General features: G+C 54.2%; 15 protein-coding genes. 6 read left to right on the forward strand and 9 right to left on the reverse strand.

What is annotated here, in order from left to right; all coding sequences use genetic code 11:
• Window positions 1–17: 17 nt before the first annotated feature.
• Together copD and copC are read right to left on the reverse strand one after the other, a co-directional pair.
• Entirely contained in the window at window positions 18–899 is an 882-nt protein-coding gene (copD, locus tag ACPUC8_RS01665) for a copper homeostasis membrane protein CopD (RefSeq protein ID WP_039335348.1), read from the reverse strand.
• Window positions 900–902: 3 nt separating this feature from the next.
• Window positions 903–1,280 (reverse strand): copper homeostasis periplasmic binding protein CopC, encoded by a 378-nt coding sequence (gene copC, locus ACPUC8_RS01670; RefSeq protein WP_494925484.1) that lies wholly within the window; start codon window positions 1,278–1,280, stop codon window positions 903–905.
• A 153-nt stretch (window positions 1,281–1,433) separates the two neighbouring features.
• Here copC and ACPUC8_RS01675 point away from each other — a divergent pair, with 153 nt between their 5' ends.
• A complete protein-coding gene (locus ACPUC8_RS01675) occupies window positions 1,434–1,664 on the forward strand; it encodes a DNA polymerase III subunit theta (RefSeq protein ID WP_039335346.1) in 231 nt (76 codons plus the stop codon).
• A 7-nt stretch (window positions 1,665–1,671) separates the two neighbouring features.
• Window positions 1,672–2,340, forward strand: a complete 669-nt coding sequence (exoX, locus tag ACPUC8_RS01680; protein ID WP_039335344.1) for an exodeoxyribonuclease X — start codon at window positions 1,672–1,674, stop codon at window positions 2,338–2,340.
• On the opposite strand, the gene ACPUC8_RS01685 is transcribed toward exoX, so the two are convergent.
• A complete protein-coding gene (locus ACPUC8_RS01685) occupies window positions 2,334–4,397 on the reverse strand; it encodes a prolyl oligopeptidase family serine peptidase (protein ID WP_039335341.1) in 2,064 nt (687 codons plus the stop codon). The genes exoX and ACPUC8_RS01685 overlap by 7 nt on opposite strands.
• Before the next feature lie 214 nt (window positions 4,398–4,611).
• Complete coding sequence (locus ACPUC8_RS01690) at window positions 4,612–5,253, reverse strand: tellurite resistance TerB family protein (protein WP_039335339.1); 642 nt, start codon at window positions 5,251–5,253, stop codon at window positions 4,612–4,614.
• Window positions 5,254–5,414: 161 nt separating this feature from the next.
• Here ACPUC8_RS01690 and purT point away from each other — a divergent pair, with 161 nt between their 5' ends.
• Window positions 5,415–6,593, forward strand: coding sequence for a formate-dependent phosphoribosylglycinamide formyltransferase (gene purT / locus ACPUC8_RS01695; RefSeq protein ID WP_039335337.1), 1,179 nt, complete (start codon window positions 5,415–5,417; stop codon window positions 6,591–6,593).
• 40 nt (window positions 6,594–6,633) lie between these two features.
• Here the strand turns inward: purT and ACPUC8_RS01700 are convergent, their stop codons facing one another.
• Window positions 6,634–7,272 (reverse strand): bifunctional 4-hydroxy-2-oxoglutarate aldolase/2-dehydro-3-deoxy-phosphogluconate aldolase, encoded by a 639-nt coding sequence (locus ACPUC8_RS01700; RefSeq protein WP_039335335.1) that lies wholly within the window; start codon window positions 7,270–7,272, stop codon window positions 6,634–6,636.
• 184 nt (window positions 7,273–7,456) lie between these two features.
• A complete protein-coding gene (zwf, locus tag ACPUC8_RS01705; RefSeq protein WP_039335333.1) occupies window positions 7,457–8,932 on the reverse strand; it encodes a glucose-6-phosphate dehydrogenase in 1,476 nt (491 codons plus the stop codon).
• 364 nt (window positions 8,933–9,296) lie between these two features.
• On the opposite strand from zwf, the gene ACPUC8_RS01710 reads away from it, so the two are divergent.
• The 3 genes from ACPUC8_RS01710 (at window position 9,297) to ACPUC8_RS01720 (ending at window position 13,032) form a co-directional block, all read left to right on the forward strand.
• Complete coding sequence (locus tag ACPUC8_RS01710) at window positions 9,297–10,148, forward strand: MurR/RpiR family transcriptional regulator (RefSeq protein WP_039335491.1); 852 nt, start codon at window positions 9,297–9,299, stop codon at window positions 10,146–10,148.
• A gap of 111 nt (window positions 10,149–10,259) precedes the next feature.
• A complete protein-coding gene (pyk, locus tag ACPUC8_RS01715; protein ID WP_039335330.1) occupies window positions 10,260–11,702 on the forward strand; it encodes a pyruvate kinase in 1,443 nt (480 codons plus the stop codon).
• Between the two features lie 94 nt (window positions 11,703–11,796).
• Entirely contained in the window at window positions 11,797–13,032 is a 1,236-nt protein-coding gene (locus ACPUC8_RS01720; RefSeq protein WP_039335328.1) for an MFS transporter, read from the forward strand.
• A gap of 74 nt (window positions 13,033–13,106) precedes the next feature.
• Here ACPUC8_RS01720 and lpxM read toward each other — a convergent pair whose 3' ends face one another.
• The 3 genes from lpxM to znuA form a co-directional block, all read right to left on the reverse strand.
• Complete coding sequence (gene lpxM / locus ACPUC8_RS01725) at window positions 13,107–14,081, reverse strand: lauroyl-Kdo(2)-lipid IV(A) myristoyltransferase (RefSeq protein ID WP_039335326.1); 975 nt, start codon at window positions 14,079–14,081, stop codon at window positions 13,107–13,109.
• Window positions 14,082–14,208: 127 nt separating this feature from the next.
• Entirely contained in the window at window positions 14,209–15,537 is a 1,329-nt protein-coding gene (mepM, locus tag ACPUC8_RS01730) for a murein DD-endopeptidase MepM (RefSeq protein WP_494925485.1), read from the reverse strand.
• Between the two features lie 14 nt (window positions 15,538–15,551).
• Window positions 15,552–16,523, reverse strand: a complete 972-nt coding sequence (gene znuA / locus ACPUC8_RS01735; RefSeq protein ID WP_494925486.1) for a zinc ABC transporter substrate-binding protein ZnuA — start codon at window positions 16,521–16,523, stop codon at window positions 15,552–15,554.
• Window positions 16,524–16,590: the final 67 nt, after the last annotated feature.

The following is a 16,590-nucleotide window of genomic DNA, read 5'->3' on the forward strand; positions in this document are numbered from 1 at the left end:
TTTTCATTCATTACTCTTCAGGCCGGTGACAGCGTAGCAAACACGCTGACCAATCCGACTACGACCATGGCCAGCAGCAGCTCAAGCTGCGTCAGGCGAATAAATTGTTGTGACGCCTGGTTACCCGCGACACGAAATTGTGGCACCAGAATATAACGATTGATCAGCGCAATGCCCACCATCATCATCACCAGCATCACTTTGACCACCAGCATCGCACTCCACAGCGTGGTCCCCCAGTTGAGCGGCGTACCGCCAATCAACAGGCTGTTAATCAGCCCGGTGATCAGCGCCAGTGCAACAGCCAGATGCCCGTAGCGCGAAAAGCGCATCATGCAGCGAATCGCATCGGTGCGAAACGCAATCTGACGGGCTTCACGCATCAGCAATAACAGGGGCAATAAACCACCGGTCCAGAACGCGGCGGCAATCAAGTGCAATGCGTGATTACTCTGTTGCAATAAGCCCGGAACACCATCTCGCATGGCGGCATGCCCGACGCCAGCCAACGCCATCAACTGCAACAAACCACTCACTAGTAATAGCTGCTGACGCAGTGTGCCACGTAACAGCAAGGCCAGCGTGCTGAGCAGTGCGAAGCCTAGCTCCCAGCGCCATACGCTGCCAAAGCGGGTCGCGAGCACAGCCTGCCAGGTTTCGACATCGCTGACGTTGCGCCAGTCGCCGCTCATCAAGCCGGTTTGTGTTGCCAGCATCAGCAACGCACTCAGAAAACTCAATATCGCGGTAGTGACAAATATCCGGTGCAGACGCTGTGCCAGCACCGCTCGATAACGCCGCGGTGCCAGAAGAGCGGTATAGAACGCGCTGCCAGCCAGCAAGAACACCGCAATAAAATGCAGTGCGCGCAGGCAAATCCACAACGTGCTCAGACTCATCGGTTACTTAACGCTAAACGCGTAACTTCCCTTGGTTTTATGACCATCGACTGACAACACATGCCAGTTCACCTGGTAATCACCTGCGGGCAGCGGCTTGCTGATCGGCACGATCAGTTGATCATGCTGTTTGTCATTGAGTTTGGCCTTCTCCACTGGCATCGGTTGTTGCTGCGCATTCAGCACTTCGACAACGCTGAAAGCGGCTTCAACATCTTCAGTGAAGGTCAAGGTCAGATTCTGTGGAGAACTGTCGACCACCGCTTTGTCGGCAGGAACCGGGGTTTTCAGATGGGCATGTGCCAGTGCAAACTGACTGAAAGTTAACGTAGATGACGCCAGCAACAGCGCCACAAGCGGGTTTAACGCAGTTTTCTTCATCACTTCATCCCTTTTCAATGCAGCCATCTGCTGCAAACGTGGCAGCAGGATACGCCGCTGGTTAAAGCGTGTCGAGACCTGCGGTGCGATCCAATTTCCTTGATCCGTAAAGGGGAAACCATTACTTTTGCCCCTGTTTATCAGGAGAAAAGCATGAGCCAAAACCTTGCCCTGCTGTCGCAGGAAGAGAAAGACAAAGTGAATGTCGATCTGGCCGCCGCTGGCGTGGCCTTTAAAGAGCGCTACAACATGCCCGTGGTAGCTGAAATGGTCGAACGTGAACAGCCAGAAGCGCTGCGTGACTGGTTCCGCCAACGCTTGATGAGCTATCGTCAGGCCTCGCTCACCCTTTCCCGCCTGCCCTATGAACCCAAGCAGAAGTAATTAATTTATGTTACGCGTTATCGATACCGAAACCTGTGGTTTGCAAGGCGGCGTCGTCGAAGTCGCATCCGTGGATGTGATTGATGGTCAGATCGTTAATCCGATGAGCGATTTGATCTGCCCGGACCGGCCAATCAGCCGTCAGGCGATGGCGGTACATCGTATTACCGAAGCGATGGTGGCTGACAAACCCACCATAGAAGAAGCGATTGGTCGCTATCACGGCAGTCCACATTATGTTGCGCATAACGCCAGTTTTGATCGCCGCATGCTGCCCACTATGCCGGGTGAATGGATCTGCACTATGACGCTGGCACGCCAACTGTGGCCCGGCATTAAATACGGCAATCAGGCACTGCGCCATAGTCTGAAGCTAGATGTGACCCCGCCGAGCGAACTGCATGCGCACCGTGCGCTGTATGATTGCTATGTCACCGCCGCGCTGTTGATCCGTATTATGGAAACCTCAGGCTGGAACACCAGTGAGATGGTCAGCCGTTGCCAGCCAGCAGAAGTGAGTGGTGATGTGTTCCCGTTCGGCAAATATCGCGGACAGAGCATTGGCAGCATTGCACGTAAAGATCCGGGCTATCTGCGCTGGGTGCTGGAAAATGTGCGTGATTTGCGCCCACCGTTAAGGCAGGCGCTACGCAAGTACGTCAAGAGCGATCAGTAATCGACGCGGTCTGGCAAACTGCCCTGCGCCAGGCCAATCAGGAAGGTGAACTCCTGCGCCACCCCTTCGTAAGCCTTAAAGCGTCCAGATTTGCCGCCATGCCCCGAATCCATCTCGGTACACAGCAGCAGCAGCGTGTCATTGGTTTTTAACTCACGCAGTTTTGCCACCCACTTCGCCGGTTCCCAGTACTGCACCTGGGAATCGTGCAGGCCGGTTGTCACCAGCAAATGCGGATAGGCTTTGGCTTCGATGTTGTCATACGGACTGTATTGCCGAATGATGTGGTAATACTCTTCCTGCTCGGGATTGCCCCACTCATCGTATTCGCCGGTGGTGAGCGGTATTGAGGGGTCCAGCATGGTGGTTACCACATCCACAAACGGCACCTGCGCCACCACGCCGTGGAACAACGCCGGTGCAAGGTTAATGACGCCGCCCATCAATAAACCACCCGCGCTACCGCCCATGGCATAGAGCTGCTGCGGATTACCGTATCCTTTCGCCACCAACGCCTCGGTGACATCAATGAAGTCGGTGAAGCTGTTCATCTTGTGCTTGAGTCGACCATCGTCGTACCACTGCTGCCCTAACTCACCGCCGCCGCGCACGTGGATAATCGCGTAGACAAACCCGCGTTCCAGCAAACTGATCCGGCTGGTGCCGAAGCTGGCATCCATGCTGCTGCCATAAGCGCCATAGCCGTAAGCCAGTAACGGATTGCTGCCTGGTTTGAAGTGTTTACGATGATAAACCAGCGAAACCGGCACCTCAGTGCCATCGCGCACGGTGATCCAGTGGTGCTCGCTTTTATAGTCGTCAGAGTTGAAACCCGGAACCGGCGTCTGTTTCAGTACCCGCCGCTCGCCACTTTCCATGTTGAGCTCAAACAGCGTGGTTGGCGTGGTCATGGAAGAGTAGCCATAGCGCAAAGTGTCGCTCTCTGGCGAGGGGTTGTAAGCCAACCAAGTGACATACGCGGGGTCGTCAAAAGCAATTCCAATGCTTTCCTGTGTTTCCCAGTTGATTTGTCGTAACGTGTTCACGCCGCGCTGGCGCTCTTCAACTACCAGCCAGTGGCGGAACAGCTGGAAATCTTCCAGTACCACGTTATCACGCGCTGGAATGATGGCTTGCCAGCGGTTTTCCGCCAGCCATGCGCTGCGATACAAACCGAAGTTTTTGCCATCACGATTGGAGCGGATATAGAACTGATGATTGTAGTGATCGAGGCTGTATTCGTGATCGCGACGGCGTGGGCAAAATACCTGTGGCTGCGCATCGGGATATTCGGCATCAATCAGCTGGATTTCACTGGTGGTGGTGCTGTAGAGCGCAATCAGGATGAAATGCTCGGAGGTGGTTTTGTGCACGCTGAGATGGAAACTTTCATCCTGCTCTTCATACACCAGTTGGTCGTCTGATTGTGGATGACCCAGTTCATGGCGCCATACCTGGTAGGCAAGCAAGGTTTTCGGATGCTTGCGCACGTAGTAGAGCGTGCGTGAATCATTCGCCCACGCCACGCTTGAAGATGCCTCACTCAGCACTTCGGGATACCAGCTACCACTTTGCAGATTGCGAAAGCGTATGCCGTACTGACGGCGTGACAGGAAATCCTCGGCTAACGCCATGACTTCATTGTCTGGCGTGATCGCCAGCGCTCCCATGGTGTAAAAATCGCTATGCGAGGCACGCTGATTACCGTCAATCAGCAGTTGCCAGGGTTCATCGGCTGGCGCATCTAAGGCCTGGCGAAAATAGAGTGGATATTCGTTGCCCACTTCATAACGACTTTGGTAGCGATAACCGTTTTTCACATAGGGCACTGAGTGATCCTGCTGTGGAATACGATCAACGATCTCCTTCAACACCCGCTCTTGCAGGTTGTTTTGTGAAGCCATCATCGCCTTGCCGTAGGCATTTTCGGCATGCAGATGGTCCAGCACTTCAGGATTTTCACGATCGTCATCACGCAACCAATAGTAGTTATCGGTACGCATTTCACCGTGCAGGTTCATCACATGGGGGATTTTTTTCGCTTGTGGCTGGTGCATCTTGGCTCCTTTCCCTGAATAACAGCATCCAGCAAGCGTGGCACTTATCACTCAGGAAGCCAAGCATCAGCGCACAGGAAGTACAACAACTGGCGGTCACGCCGTCTGGAGCCGCATCGGAGCTGGCGGTCCTCGTGCCCCGATGCGGCCCCAGCCTGCTCATCAACCTGGGAGTGTGTTGCTCAAAGGGCAAATTTTCTTTGGCCCTACCGCCTCACGCGGCTTTTTCTGCCTCAATATCGCGCTGAATGCCTTCGCGTACATCTTGTGGGATCTTCAGCGCATCACCCAGCGCGGAGAGATAGCTACGCTCCATAAAGTGGTCGACATCAATGGCGGCGCAACTCAGGAAGTACAGTTCCAGCGCTTCTTCTTCGTTTTTCACATCAGCAGCCAGCCATTGGGGATCGAGCGGGCGATTCATCGCCTGTTGAATTAACGCTTCCGCCTGCGCGCCATAGCCCGCCTGATGGATATTCTGTTCGATGGCCGCGCGTTCACGGTCATCAATATGCCCATCGCTTTTGGCCGCGAACACCAGGGCCGTCACCAGCCGCTCTGCGCGTTGATCAACTGGCGTCTGCAACTGACCAAATCCCGGTTCATCCTGATGTGTCTCCCGCACGCGCTGTTTGTATTTGTTCCACAGCACCGCACCCGCCGCCGCGCCGCCGCCCACCAGCAACGCTTTACCACCGTATTTGGTCAGCAGCTTACGGGTCGATTTGCTGGCCACTAACAATCCCGCCAGGCCGCCCAGCGCACCGGGTGCCAACATATCGCTTAAACCACCGGATTTTCCCTCGCCGCCTTTTTTCGCCAGCACCGATTGGATCTGCTGCAACCAATTGCTCATCGTTTAACTCCCGTTTAAGTTTCCGGTTTCTATGCTGCCGCAGCTTGTGTCAGTTAACGTCAGAGCGAGAAAAGTATGGCAAACCTGAATGAGGCGAATGCGTGAGTACGCAAACGTTTTCGTATATACTGCGCGCGCATTTTGACTGCTAAGGTGAAATTATGACGACTCTAGGAACCGCGCTGCGCCCTGCCGCAACGCGCGTGATGCTGTTAGGTTCAGGCGAATTGGGCAAAGAAGTGGCGCTGGAGTGTCAGCGTCTGGGTGTGGAAGTGATCGCCGTGGATCGTTATGCCGATGCCCCTGCGATGCACGTTGCTCACCGCAGCCATGTGATCAATATGCTGGATGGCGATGCGCTGGCAGCATTAATCGCGCTGGAGAAGCCGCACTTCGTGGTGCCAGAAATCGAAGCCATCGCAACTGAAAAGCTGCTGGAACTGGAAGCACAGGGCCAGAAAGTGGTGCCTACCGCACGCGCTGCGCGTTTGACCATGAACCGCGAAGGCATTCGTCGTCTGGCCGCCGAAGAGTTGTCCCTGCCGACTTCAACTTATCAGTTTGCCGATAGCAAAGAGAACTTTGTCGCTGCTGCTCACGACATCGGCTTCCCGTGCATCGCTAAGCCTGTTATGAGCTCATCTGGCAAAGGCCAGAGCTTCATCCGTGAAGCCAGCCAGCTGGAGAAAGCCTGGGATTACGCGCAACAAGGTGGTCGTGCGGGTGCGGGTCGCGTGATTGTTGAAGGTGTGGTGAAATTTGATTTTGAAATCACTCTGCTGACCATCAGCGCAGTGGATGGTATCCACTTCTGCGCACCGATTGGGCATCGTCAGGAAGATGGCGATTACCGTGAATCCTGGCAGCCGCAGCAGATGACCGAGCTGGCACTGCAACGCGCTCAGGATATTGCTGCGAAGGTGGTCAAGGCATTAGGCGGTTACGGCCTGTTTGGCGTCGAGCTGTTTGTCTGTGGTGACGAGGTGGTGTTCAGCGAAGTCTCGCCACGTCCACACGATACCGGCATGGTGACCCTGATATCCCAGGATCTGTCAGAGTTTGCGCTGCATGTGCGTGCGTTCCTCGGATTGCCTATCGGCGGGATTCGCCAGTATGGCCCAGCGGCATCGGCGGTGATCCTGCCACAGCTAGACAGCCAGAACGTGCAGTTCGTGAATATCGAAGCGGCATTAGGTGCGGGTCTACAGCTGCGCCTGTTCGGTAAACCGGAAATTGCGGGTCAGCGCCGTCTGGGTGTGGCTCTGGCGACCGGTGACAATACCGATGACGCCATTGCCCGCGCGATAGCCAGCGCGGCTGCTGTGAAGGTCGAAGGTTAATCATTGCGGGGGCGGCACTCAGGCCACCCCCGCAACGCCATTATTTTGCCCCTTCAACCGCTTCGCGCGCCAGACGCGTAATACGATCCCAGTCACCACTTTCCAGTGCATCATTTGGCACCAGCCAAGACCCACCAATGCAGAGCACGCTTTTTAGTGCCAGGTAATCACGATAGTTAGCGGGAGAGATGCCGCCGGTTGGGCAGAAGCGCACCTGCGGGAACGGACCACCAATCGCTGACAAGGCTTTTACCCCGCCATTGGCTTCGGCCGGGAAGAATTTAAACTCGCGCAGGCCATAATCCATGCCCAGCATCAGCTCAGACACGGTGCTGATACCAGGGATCAGCGGCACAGGGCCCTCAACGGCGGCTTTTAACAAGGGTTCGGTTAAACCAGGGCTGATAACGAACTGCGCACCGGCATCAGTGACTTCTTTCAACTGCTGGGTGTTGATCACCGTGCCCGCACCGACAATCGCTTCCGGCACTTCTTTGATCATGGCACGCAGTGCGTCCATGGCCACGGGGGTACGCAGCGTCACTTCCAGCACACGTACACCACCGGCCACCAGCGCTTTAGCCATCGGCACCGCGTGTTCCAGTTTGTTGACCACAATCACCGGCACAACCGGGCCAGTTGTCATGATCTGTTCAGCACTTGTTTTCCAGTTCTTCATCACGTTTCCTTAGTGGCATCAGCGCGGCTTACGCCACGCTGTCAATAATTTGGCTCTACCATACAAGATTGGCTGGAGTGGCGTCTATCGGATATCAAAATTTTTTGAAACTCTGGTTCAATTTTAAGAAGAATGAATTTTGGGTACAAAAAAGCCCGCACTGAGCGGGCTTCATTTTTAACGATTACTCAAACTCATTCCAGGAACGACCATCGCGGGTGATCATCGCGACAGAGGCCACAGGGCCCCAGGTTCCAGCCTGATAAGGTTTAGGCGCATCAGCATCGGCGTTCCACGCATCAATGATCGAATCCACCCAGCCCCACGCCGCTTCCACTTCATCACGGCGCACAAACAGTGCCTGAATGCCGCGCATGGTTTCCAGCAGCAGGCGCTCGTAAGCATCCGCCAGATGTGACTGGTTGAAGGTTTCGGAGTAGCTCAGATCCAGCTTGGTGGTCTGCAGTTTGTGTTTGTGATCCAGACCCGGCACTTTGTTCAGGATCTCGATATCTACGCCTTCGTCCGGCTGCAGACGAATCGTCAGCTTGTTCTGTGGCAGTTCAGCGTAGGAGTCTTTGAACAGATTCATCTCTGGGTTTTTGAAGTAAACCACAACCTCAGAGCATTTGGTCGGCAAACGCTTACCGGTACGCAGGTAGAACGGCACGCCCGCCCAACGCCAGTTGTCGATATCCACACGGATAGCCACGAAGCTCTCAGTGGCGCTCTGCTTGTTCGCACCCTCTTCTTCCAGATAACCCGGCACTTTTTTGCCTTGCACAAAGCCGGCGGTGTACTGACCGCGCACGGTTTTGTCACGCACGTTGGTCTGGTCGATGCGGCGCAGTGAACGCAACACTTTCACTTTCTCATCACGGATCGCATCCGCGCTGAGGTCGGATGGCGGTGACATGGCGATCATGGTCAGGATCTGCAACAGGTGGTTCTGAATCATGTCGCGCATCTGGCCCGCTTTATCGAAGTAACCCCAACGGCCTTCGATACCCACCTCTTCTGCCACGGTAATCTGCACGTGGTCGATGGTGCGGTTATCCCAGTTATTTACGAAGATAGAGTTGGCGAAACGCAGTGCCAGCAGGTTCAGAACCGTCTCTTTACCCAGATAGTGGTCAATACGGAACACCTGGCTCTCTTCGAAATACTTACCGACGCTGTCGTTGATCTCTTGTGAGGTTTCCAGTGAGGTACCGAGCGGCTTTTCCATTACCACGCGCGCTGGTTTGGCATTCAGCTTGGCCGCGCCCAGACCATCACAAATCGCGCCGAAGGTGCTTGGCGGCATGGCGAAGTAGTTGATGGTGACACGCTCTTTCTGGTCAAGCATCTTGCCCAGTTTGGTGAAATGGGAAGTGTCGTTAACGTCGAGGTTGCAGAAGTCGAGACGGCTGCTGAGTTTGTCCCACAGCGCTTCGTCGATCTTCTCTTTCATGAAGGTTTCCAGCGCCTCACGTACCACTTTGGTGTACGCGTCTTTGTCCCACTCCGCACGCCCCACGCCAATAATGCGTGTGGTGTCGTGAATCTGACCCGCTTTCTCCAGCTGATACAGTGAAGGCAACAGTTTCCGGCGTGCAAGATCGCCTTTGGCACCGAAAATAACCAGATCGCATGCCTGGGCTGTTTGTGTTACCGCCATTTTCCTCTCCTCGTTGCAGGATATACCCGGTTTGAGCGTCCTCATCATCCCAGGTCCTTATTGTAATTTTCTTACAGCACAATGTACTTTTTTCCCCGCATCGTAACAACCCAGACGCGGTGTGGCATTAGCCATTACTTTGAACATGATGGCGAACAAAGATGTGTTGTCGTGTGCGCTTTAGGCTTTTTTTCTGTTTCGATGTTTGTCGGGAAAAACCCGGCAACGATCAAAGTATGACAAAAAAATCGCGCTTACATTTGTCCGCTGCTGCGTGCGAGCCGGTATTACACGGTATATTCTTGAGAATTGGCAGCGATTTCATCATTTAATGAAAGTGATTGAGGAGCATCAGGTTAACGACATGCTGGAACACATACAGGCGCAACTTGAGGCGCTGAGCAAATCAGAGCGCAAAGTGGCGGAACAGATCCTTGCCGCTCCGCAACAGGCAATGCACTCCAGTATTGCCACGCTGGCGCGGGCTGCCGAGGTCAGCGAACCGACCGTTAACCGCTTTTGTCACCGCATGGGCACGCGCGGCTTTCCCGATTTCAAATTACGTCTGGCCCAGAGTCTGGCAAAAGGCCCAAGCTGGGTCAGCCGCGATGTGGAAGAAAATGACAGCGTAGAGAGTTATAGCCACAAGATTTTTGATTCTGCGCTCGCCGGGCTGAGCCAGGTACGACAACAGCTGGATTTACAGGCGATCGATAAAGCCATTCTGGCGTTAACACAGGCCAATAAAATTGCCTTTTTTGGCCTTGGTGCCTCCGCCGTGGTGGCGCATGATGCGACCAATAAATTTCTGCGCTTTAATCTGCCGGTCATCTGGTCAGAGGATATTGTGATCCAGCGCATGAGTTGCATAAATAGTGGACCAAATGACGTTTTTGTTCTCATATCACATACTGGCCGCACCAAAAATATGATAGAACTGGCTCGCCTGGCGCGTGTAAACGCTTCCACAGTTCTGGCTATCACCTCTCCGGGTTCACCCTTAGCGGCAGAAGCATCCCTCGCCCTGACGCTTGATGTACCTGAAGATACGGATATCTACCTGCCGATGGTCTCCCGCCTGGCGCAATTAACCGTGATTGATGTTCTGGCGACAGGATTTACGCTTCAGCGCGGCGCTGTTTTCCGCGAAAATCTGAAACGAGTGAAAGAAGCACTGAAAGATTCGCGCGTGGAAAAACACGTGCAGGAAAAATAATTAACATCACATTCACAATGTGAGTCGAATCACAGCCCATCGATCATATAGAATAGATGACCACACCGTGTCCTACGAAAGTGGCACGAACCTTTGTTAACGGAGTCCTTCATGTCAAGACGTCTCAGAAGAACCAAGATCGTTACCACCCTCGGTCCAGCTACCGATCGCGACAATAACCTCGAAAAAATCATCGCGGCGGGCGCTAACGTTGTGCGACTAAACTTCTCTCACGGTACGGCTGAAGACCATCAGCTACGCGCCAACAAAGTGCGAGAGATTGCCGCTAAACTTGGCCGTCACGTGGCGATTCTGGGTGACCTGCAAGGTCCTAAAATTCGTGTATCAACCTTCAAAGAAGGCAAAGTCTTCCTTAACGTGGGCGATCGTTTCCTGCTGGATGCAGACCTGAGCAAAGGCGAAGGCGACAAAGAAAAAGTCGGTATCGACTATAAAGGCCTGCCAGAAGACGTGGTGCCTGGCGACATCCTGTTGCTGGATGATGGCCGCGTGCAGTTGAAAGTGTTGGAAGTTCAGGGCGTCAAAGTGTTCACCGAAGTCACCGTCGGCGGCCCACTCTCCAACAATAAAGGGATTAACAAACTCGGCGGCGGTCTCTCTGCAGAAGCGCTGACAGAGAAAGATAAAGTGGATATCATCACTGCCGCGAAAATCGGCGTGGATTACCTGGCCGTCTCTTTCCCGCGCAATGGCGAAGATATGAATTACGCTCGCCGCCTGGCGCGCGACGCCGGTTGTGATGCCAAACTGGTAGCCAAAGTGGAACGAGCTGAAGCGGTGGCCACTCAGGAAGCCATGGATGACATCATCCTCGCCTCTGACGTGGTGATGGTGGCGCGTGGCGATTTGGGTGTTGAAATTGGCGACCCAGAACTGGTCGGTATCCAGAAAGCGCTGATCCGTCGTGCCCGTCAGTTGAACCGTACCATCATTACCGCTACCCAGATGATGGAATCGATGATCACCAACCCGATGCCCACCCGTGCGGAAGTCATGGACGTGGCTAACGCCGTGTTGGATGGTACCGATGCGGTGATGCTGTCTGCCGAAACCGCAGCAGGCCAGTATCCGGCTGAAACGGTGTCAGCGATGGCAAAAGTGTGCCTCGGCGCGGAAAAGATCCCGAGCGTGAACGTCTCCAAGCACCGCCTGGAAGTGCAGTTTGACAACGTGGAAGAAGCGATTGCCATGTCTGCCATGTATGCCGCAAACCACCTGCAAGGGGTTTCCGCCATCATCACCATGACTGAATCTGGCCGTACCGCCTTGATGACTTCACGTATCACTTCTGGACTGCCGATCTTCGCGATGTCACGTCACGAACGTACCCTGAATCTGACGGCGCTGTTCCGTGGTGTAACGCCCGTCTATTTCGACAGCAACAACGATGGTGTTGCCGCCGCGCATGATGCAGTGAACCTGTTGCGCGACAAAGGTTTCCTCGTTTCTGGCGACCTGGTGATTGTCACCCAGGGCGACGTGATGGCGACCACCGGCACCACCAATACCAGCCGTGTCCTGCGCGTAGACTAAACGCTCACGCACCACCGACAGCGGCTGTAACAACATGGACAAACGCGACTGCCTGGCAGTCGCGTTTTTATTTTTGCTCTGACAAGGAGGCCAGATGGCCCGCTTTCAACCGATTACGCAACTGACCGGACGCGTGCTGCTGTTTCCGCTCGCGCTGGTGCTGTTTGAGTTTGCGACTTACATCGCCCACGACATGATTCAGCCCGGCATGTTGCTGGTGACCTCTGAATTTGACGTTGGTCCGGAATGGGTTTCCACGTCGTTGACAGCCTATCTGATGGGCGGCGTGGTGCTGCAATGGCTGCTTGGCCCACTCTCCGATAAATATGGCCGGCGTCCGGTGCTGCTGTTTGGCATTCTGTTCTTTGCGGCGGCCTGCATCCTGACCACCTGGGTCAGCAACATCGAGCAGTTTGTCACGCTGCGCTTTATCCAGGGCATTAGCCTGTGCTTTATCGGCGCAGTCAGCTACGCCGCCGTGCAGGAGGCTTTTGCAGAAGCACTGGCGGTGCGCATGATGGCGCTGATGGCCAACGTGGCACTGCTGGCACCGCTGGCGGGTCCGCTGGCTGGAGCAGCCTGGCTGACGGTCGGTGAATGGCGCAGTATGTTCTGGCTGTTCGCAATCTGTAGCCTGGTGGCCTTTGTGGTGCTGTGGCGCATCATGCCGGAAACCGCTGGCGACCGTAGCCACTCTATCGCCCTTCCCAATCTGGCGCGCACCTATGGCCGCCTGGCACGCGATCGTCAGGTGGTATACGGATCCTTCGCCATCGGTTTGGTGTTTATCCCGATTCTGACTTGGGTCGCGCTGTCACCGGTGATTCTGATGCACGATGAAGGCTTGTCGCGTATGGAGTACGCGCTGCTGCAACTGCCGGTGTTCCTGGCGATGATCGCTGGCAATCTGACACTGGGAAAACTGGCAGGCCGTGTGCCTATCGAACAACCGGTTAAATTCGCCGCCTGGCCGATATTAATTGGGTTAAGCACAGCCTTGCTGGCCAATCTGCTCGACAGCCACACCTATCTGCTGCTCACCGCCGGATTAAGCCTGTATGCTTTCGGTGCAGGCATGGTCAATGCGGGTCTCTATCGCCTGACGCTTTATTCCAGCAATGAAGGCAAAGGCAGCATTGCCGCCATGCTCGGAATGATCAGCATTCTGACGCTGGCCATCGGCATTGAGTTAGCGAAAAGCGGTTACTTCAGTGGCGGCACCCCGTGGTTCAGTGGGATTAACTTTGCGGCAGGTGTGCTGTGGTTTGGCCTGGTGACGTTGTTCCTGCGTGAACGTAAGCGTCGCAGTCACGTTGAAGCAGTAGAATGATGCGAGATTGAACTCGCCGCTATGGATCGTGAAAATTGCACATTCCGTAGCGGCACAATTCATTGCGCAAAAAACTATTTGCGCGGATACAGGTCTTTACGCGCATAGGGCTCGATATCACCCTCTTTACGCGTCTTAAGCAATTTCAAAATCCAGGTGTACTGCTCCGGGTGCGGACGCACAAACACCTCAACCTCTTCGTTCATTCGACGCGCCAGCGTGTTGTCATCTGCATCCAGCAAGTCATCCATTGGCGGACGAACGTAGATTTCCAGCCGATGCGTCTCGCTGTTATAAACCGGGAACAACGGAACAACGCGTGCGCGGCACACTTTCATCAAACGACCTACGGCAGGCAGCGTAGCCTTGTACGTGGCAAAGAAATCCACAAACTCACTGTGCTCTGGGCCGTGATCCTGATCCGGCAGATAGTAGCCGTAATAACCCTGACGCACCGATGCGATAAAAGGTTTGATGCCGTCATTGCGGGCATGCATGCGGCCACCAAAGCGACGACGTACCCGATTCCACACGTAATCCAATAGCGGATCGCTCTGGTTGTGGAACATCGCCGCCATCATCTGGCCTTCCGATGCCAGCAACATCGCCGGAATATCTACGCCCCAGCCGTGCGGCACCAGGAAAATAACGTTTTCTTTGTTGGCCTGCAGTTGTTCAATAATTTCGCGTCCGTGCCAGTCCACGCGTTGTCGTACGCGCGCAGGATCGCGCATCCCCAACTCAGCCATCATCACCATCGCCTGTGGCGCGGTGGCAAACATACGATCAGCAATCTCTTCGCGCTGCGCTTCACTCAATTCCGGCAGGCAATAGTAGAGATTGATCAGCGCACGGCGGCGCGCACTTTTAGCCAGCTTGCCAGCAAATCGACCTAATCCGCCCAGAATCGGATCGCGCACTTTGGCAGGCAGCATTGCCATACCGGCCAGCGCACCAATCGCCAACCAGTTGCCCCAGTATTTCGGTTTTAAAAAAGAACGTTGAAAAACGGGAATAAACTCACTGTTATTTTTCTTTCGGGTTTCCATGCACTCGCCTCTGACAATGACGGGACAATGATAGTGACGGTGGTTAATTTTGCAATCATCCTGCGTCAGATAGCAAAAAACCGACGAATATTTCGTCGGTTTTTTTAATATTAGCGGCTGTGGTGCGTTATTTCAGCGCTAACTGCGGAAGATACGTCTTCACATCTGCCAGGTAGTTGCTGCGGTCTTTACCGGTCAGACCTTCCATGCGCGGCAGCTTAGCCGTTAATGGATTGACCGCCTGATTGTTGATCCACACTTCATAGTGCAAATGTGGACCGGTAGAGCGTCCGGTATTACCCGACAGCGCAATGCGATCTCCCCGCTTCACTTTCTGTCCAGGTTTCACCAGCACTTTGCTCAGGTGCATATAACGGGTCATATACTGACGACCATGGCGAATGGCCACATAGTTCCCAGCAGCACCGCCATTTTTAGCCATCACCACTTCACCGTCGCCCACGGCCAGCACCGGAGTACCAATTGGCAGAGCAAAATCGACACCTTTGTGTGGTGCAATACGCCCCGTCACCGGGTTAAGTCGGCGTGGGTTGAAATTGGATGAGACGCGATACTGCTTCACGGTAGGGAAACGCATAAAGCCACGAGCAAGGCCGGAGCCGTTACGATCGTAGAATTTGCCGTCTTCCGCGCGGAAGGCGTAATAATCTTTGCCGCCAGTGCGCAGGCGCACACCCAGCAACTGGCTCTGCGCGCTTTTACCATCCAGCATTTCGCGTGACATCAGCACGCTAAAATCATCACCGGCACGCAGTTTGCGGAAATCCATCTGCCACTGCATGGCTTTGATAACGTTGCTGGTTTCGGCGCTGGTCAATCCGGCACGCTGCGCGCTGGCACCAAAACTGCCACGCACTTCGCCTTTCAACACGCTGTTTTGCCATTCACCCTTTTGCATCTCCTGCTGCATCTTAAAGCTGCCATTCGGCTGGCGCGTATAGATGCGGGTTTCACGACGGTCCACTTCCCAGGTAAAGTCTTGCAGCTGTCCATCTGCATTCAGCGTCCAGCTCAGTTGCTGGCCGACACGCAGATTACGGAAGTCTTTGTCACTGCTCACCAGCGCATTGATATCACCGAGATCGATACCATACTGATTGAGCGCGCTGCTTAACGTATCACCTGATGAAACGGTGTAATCGTGTTGATTCGGGTTATCTGGCACATCTTTATCGATGTCATCCGAGGGGATGTCTTCTTCCGGCTCTGCCGTGGTTTGATCAATCGGCTCACTGGATTCAGGCAGTAACGTACGCAGTTCGTTTTTGTCCAGCGTGATGTCTTTCACGATGGGCGCAACGTCATGGGGATGATAAACATAGGGCCGCCAGACAGCGACGGCCAATGTCACAACAGTTAATGTACCCAACATAACGCGGTGGGGACGCGGCAAATTATTAAATGCGAGGGCGACAGAGCGGGCTATCTGCTGCACTTTTACCTATTCCTCTATGCTCCATTCAGGCAGCTCGCATACTGGCTCGACAACTGTGAGAGGAATTTCACATAGCTGTCTTTGGTTAAGCTGATTCCCATGCCCAGCGGATCAAGGGTGCCTTTACGCACGTTGGTTCCGCGAGACACGGCATCGATGACGGCCGGCCTGAATTGTGGTTCAGCGAAAACGCATACGGCTTTCTGCTCAACCAACTGTGTTCGTATTTGATGTAAACGCTGGGCGCCGGGTTGGATCTCAGGGTTGACGGTAAAATGTCCGGTGGGGGACAAACCGTAGTGTTTTTCAAAGTAGCTGTAAGCATCGTGAAAAACGAAATAACCTTTGTTCTTAACCGGGGCAAGCTGCGCGCCAATGTGCTTGTCAGCATCCGCTAATCCTGCCTCAAATTGCTGCAGGTTCGCGTCAAGTTTGGCTCTGCTTTGCGGCATAAGTTCCAATAATTTTCCATGGATTGCAACCGCAGATTGCCTCGCTATCTCTGGGGACATCCACAGGTGCATATTAAACTCCCCGTGGTGGTGATGATCATCAGACGCGTCTTGGTCTTCAGACTTTTCTGCACCCTGGTCATGATCGTGACCATGCTCATGTTCTTCCTCCTCTTCCCCCCCCCGGATCAGCAGCGGTTTCACCCCGGGCATCGCGGCAATTTCCAGGTTTTTAGCCGCCGGTAACTCAGCCGCAGACTTGGTGAGAAACGCCTCCATTTCAGGACCAACCCAGACGACTAAGTCCGCGTTTTTAATACGTTTTACATCCGAAGGACGTAAGGCATAATCATGCTCTGAAGCACCATCTGGCAGCAACACTTCAACCGGTGTGACGCCATCCGCAATGGCGGCGGCAATAAACCCCAGAGGTTTAATCGAAGCGACGACAGCAGAGTGTGCTGGCAGTGCAAAAGCGGCAACCATTGCCGCAGCAGGAAGAGTAAAAACAAGGCGCTGCTTAATGTGTAACATAATGCGTCATTCCATCGTGACCCGTAGATGGAATGTGATATTATAACATCCGAAATTCAATGCAACC

Source organism: Pantoea sp. CFCC18177 (assembly GCF_059412425.1).

Bases quoted from the DNA above. Each gene is read 5' to 3' on its own strand.
- ACPUC8_RS01710 (WP_039335491.1), top strand. From the start codon at position 9,297: ATGCTGGAACACATACAGGCGCAACTTGAGGCGCTGAGCAAATCAGAG.
- ACPUC8_RS01690 (WP_039335339.1), bottom strand. From the start codon at position 5,253: ATGAGCAATTGGTTGCAGCAGATCCAATCGGTGCTGGCGAAAAAAGGC.
- pyk (WP_039335330.1), top strand. From the start codon at position 10,260: ATGTCAAGACGTCTCAGAAGAACCAAGATCGTTACCACCCTCGGTCCA.
- ACPUC8_RS01675 (WP_039335346.1), top strand. From the start codon at position 1,434: ATGAGCCAAAACCTTGCCCTGCTGTCGCAGGAAGAGAAAGACAAAGTG.
- ACPUC8_RS01685 (WP_039335341.1), bottom strand. From the start codon at position 4,397: ATGCACCAGCCACAAGCGAAAAAAATCCCCCATGTGATGAACCTGCAC.
- exoX (WP_039335344.1), top strand. From the start codon at position 1,672: ATGTTACGCGTTATCGATACCGAAACCTGTGGTTTGCAAGGCGGCGTC.
- copD (WP_039335348.1), bottom strand. From the start codon at position 899: ATGAGTCTGAGCACGTTGTGGATTTGCCTGCGCGCACTGCATTTTATT.
- ACPUC8_RS01700 (WP_039335335.1), bottom strand. From the start codon at position 7,272: ATGAAGAACTGGAAAACAAGTGCTGAACAGATCATGACAACTGGCCCG.
- zwf (WP_039335333.1), bottom strand. From the start codon at position 8,932: ATGGCGGTAACACAAACAGCCCAGGCATGCGATCTGGTTATTTTCGGT.
- lpxM (WP_039335326.1), bottom strand. From the start codon at position 14,081: ATGGAAACCCGAAAGAAAAATAACAGTGAGTTTATTCCCGTTTTTCAA.
- copC (WP_494925484.1), bottom strand. From the start codon at position 1,280: ATGAAGAAAACTGCGTTAAACCCGCTTGTGGCGCTGTTGCTGGCGTCA.
- znuA (WP_494925486.1), bottom strand. From the start codon at position 16,523: ATGTTACACATTAAGCAGCGCCTTGTTTTTACTCTTCCTGCTGCGGCA.
- purT (WP_039335337.1), top strand. From the start codon at position 5,415: ATGACGACTCTAGGAACCGCGCTGCGCCCTGCCGCAACGCGCGTGATG.
- ACPUC8_RS01720 (WP_039335328.1), top strand. From the start codon at position 11,797: ATGGCCCGCTTTCAACCGATTACGCAACTGACCGGACGCGTGCTGCTG.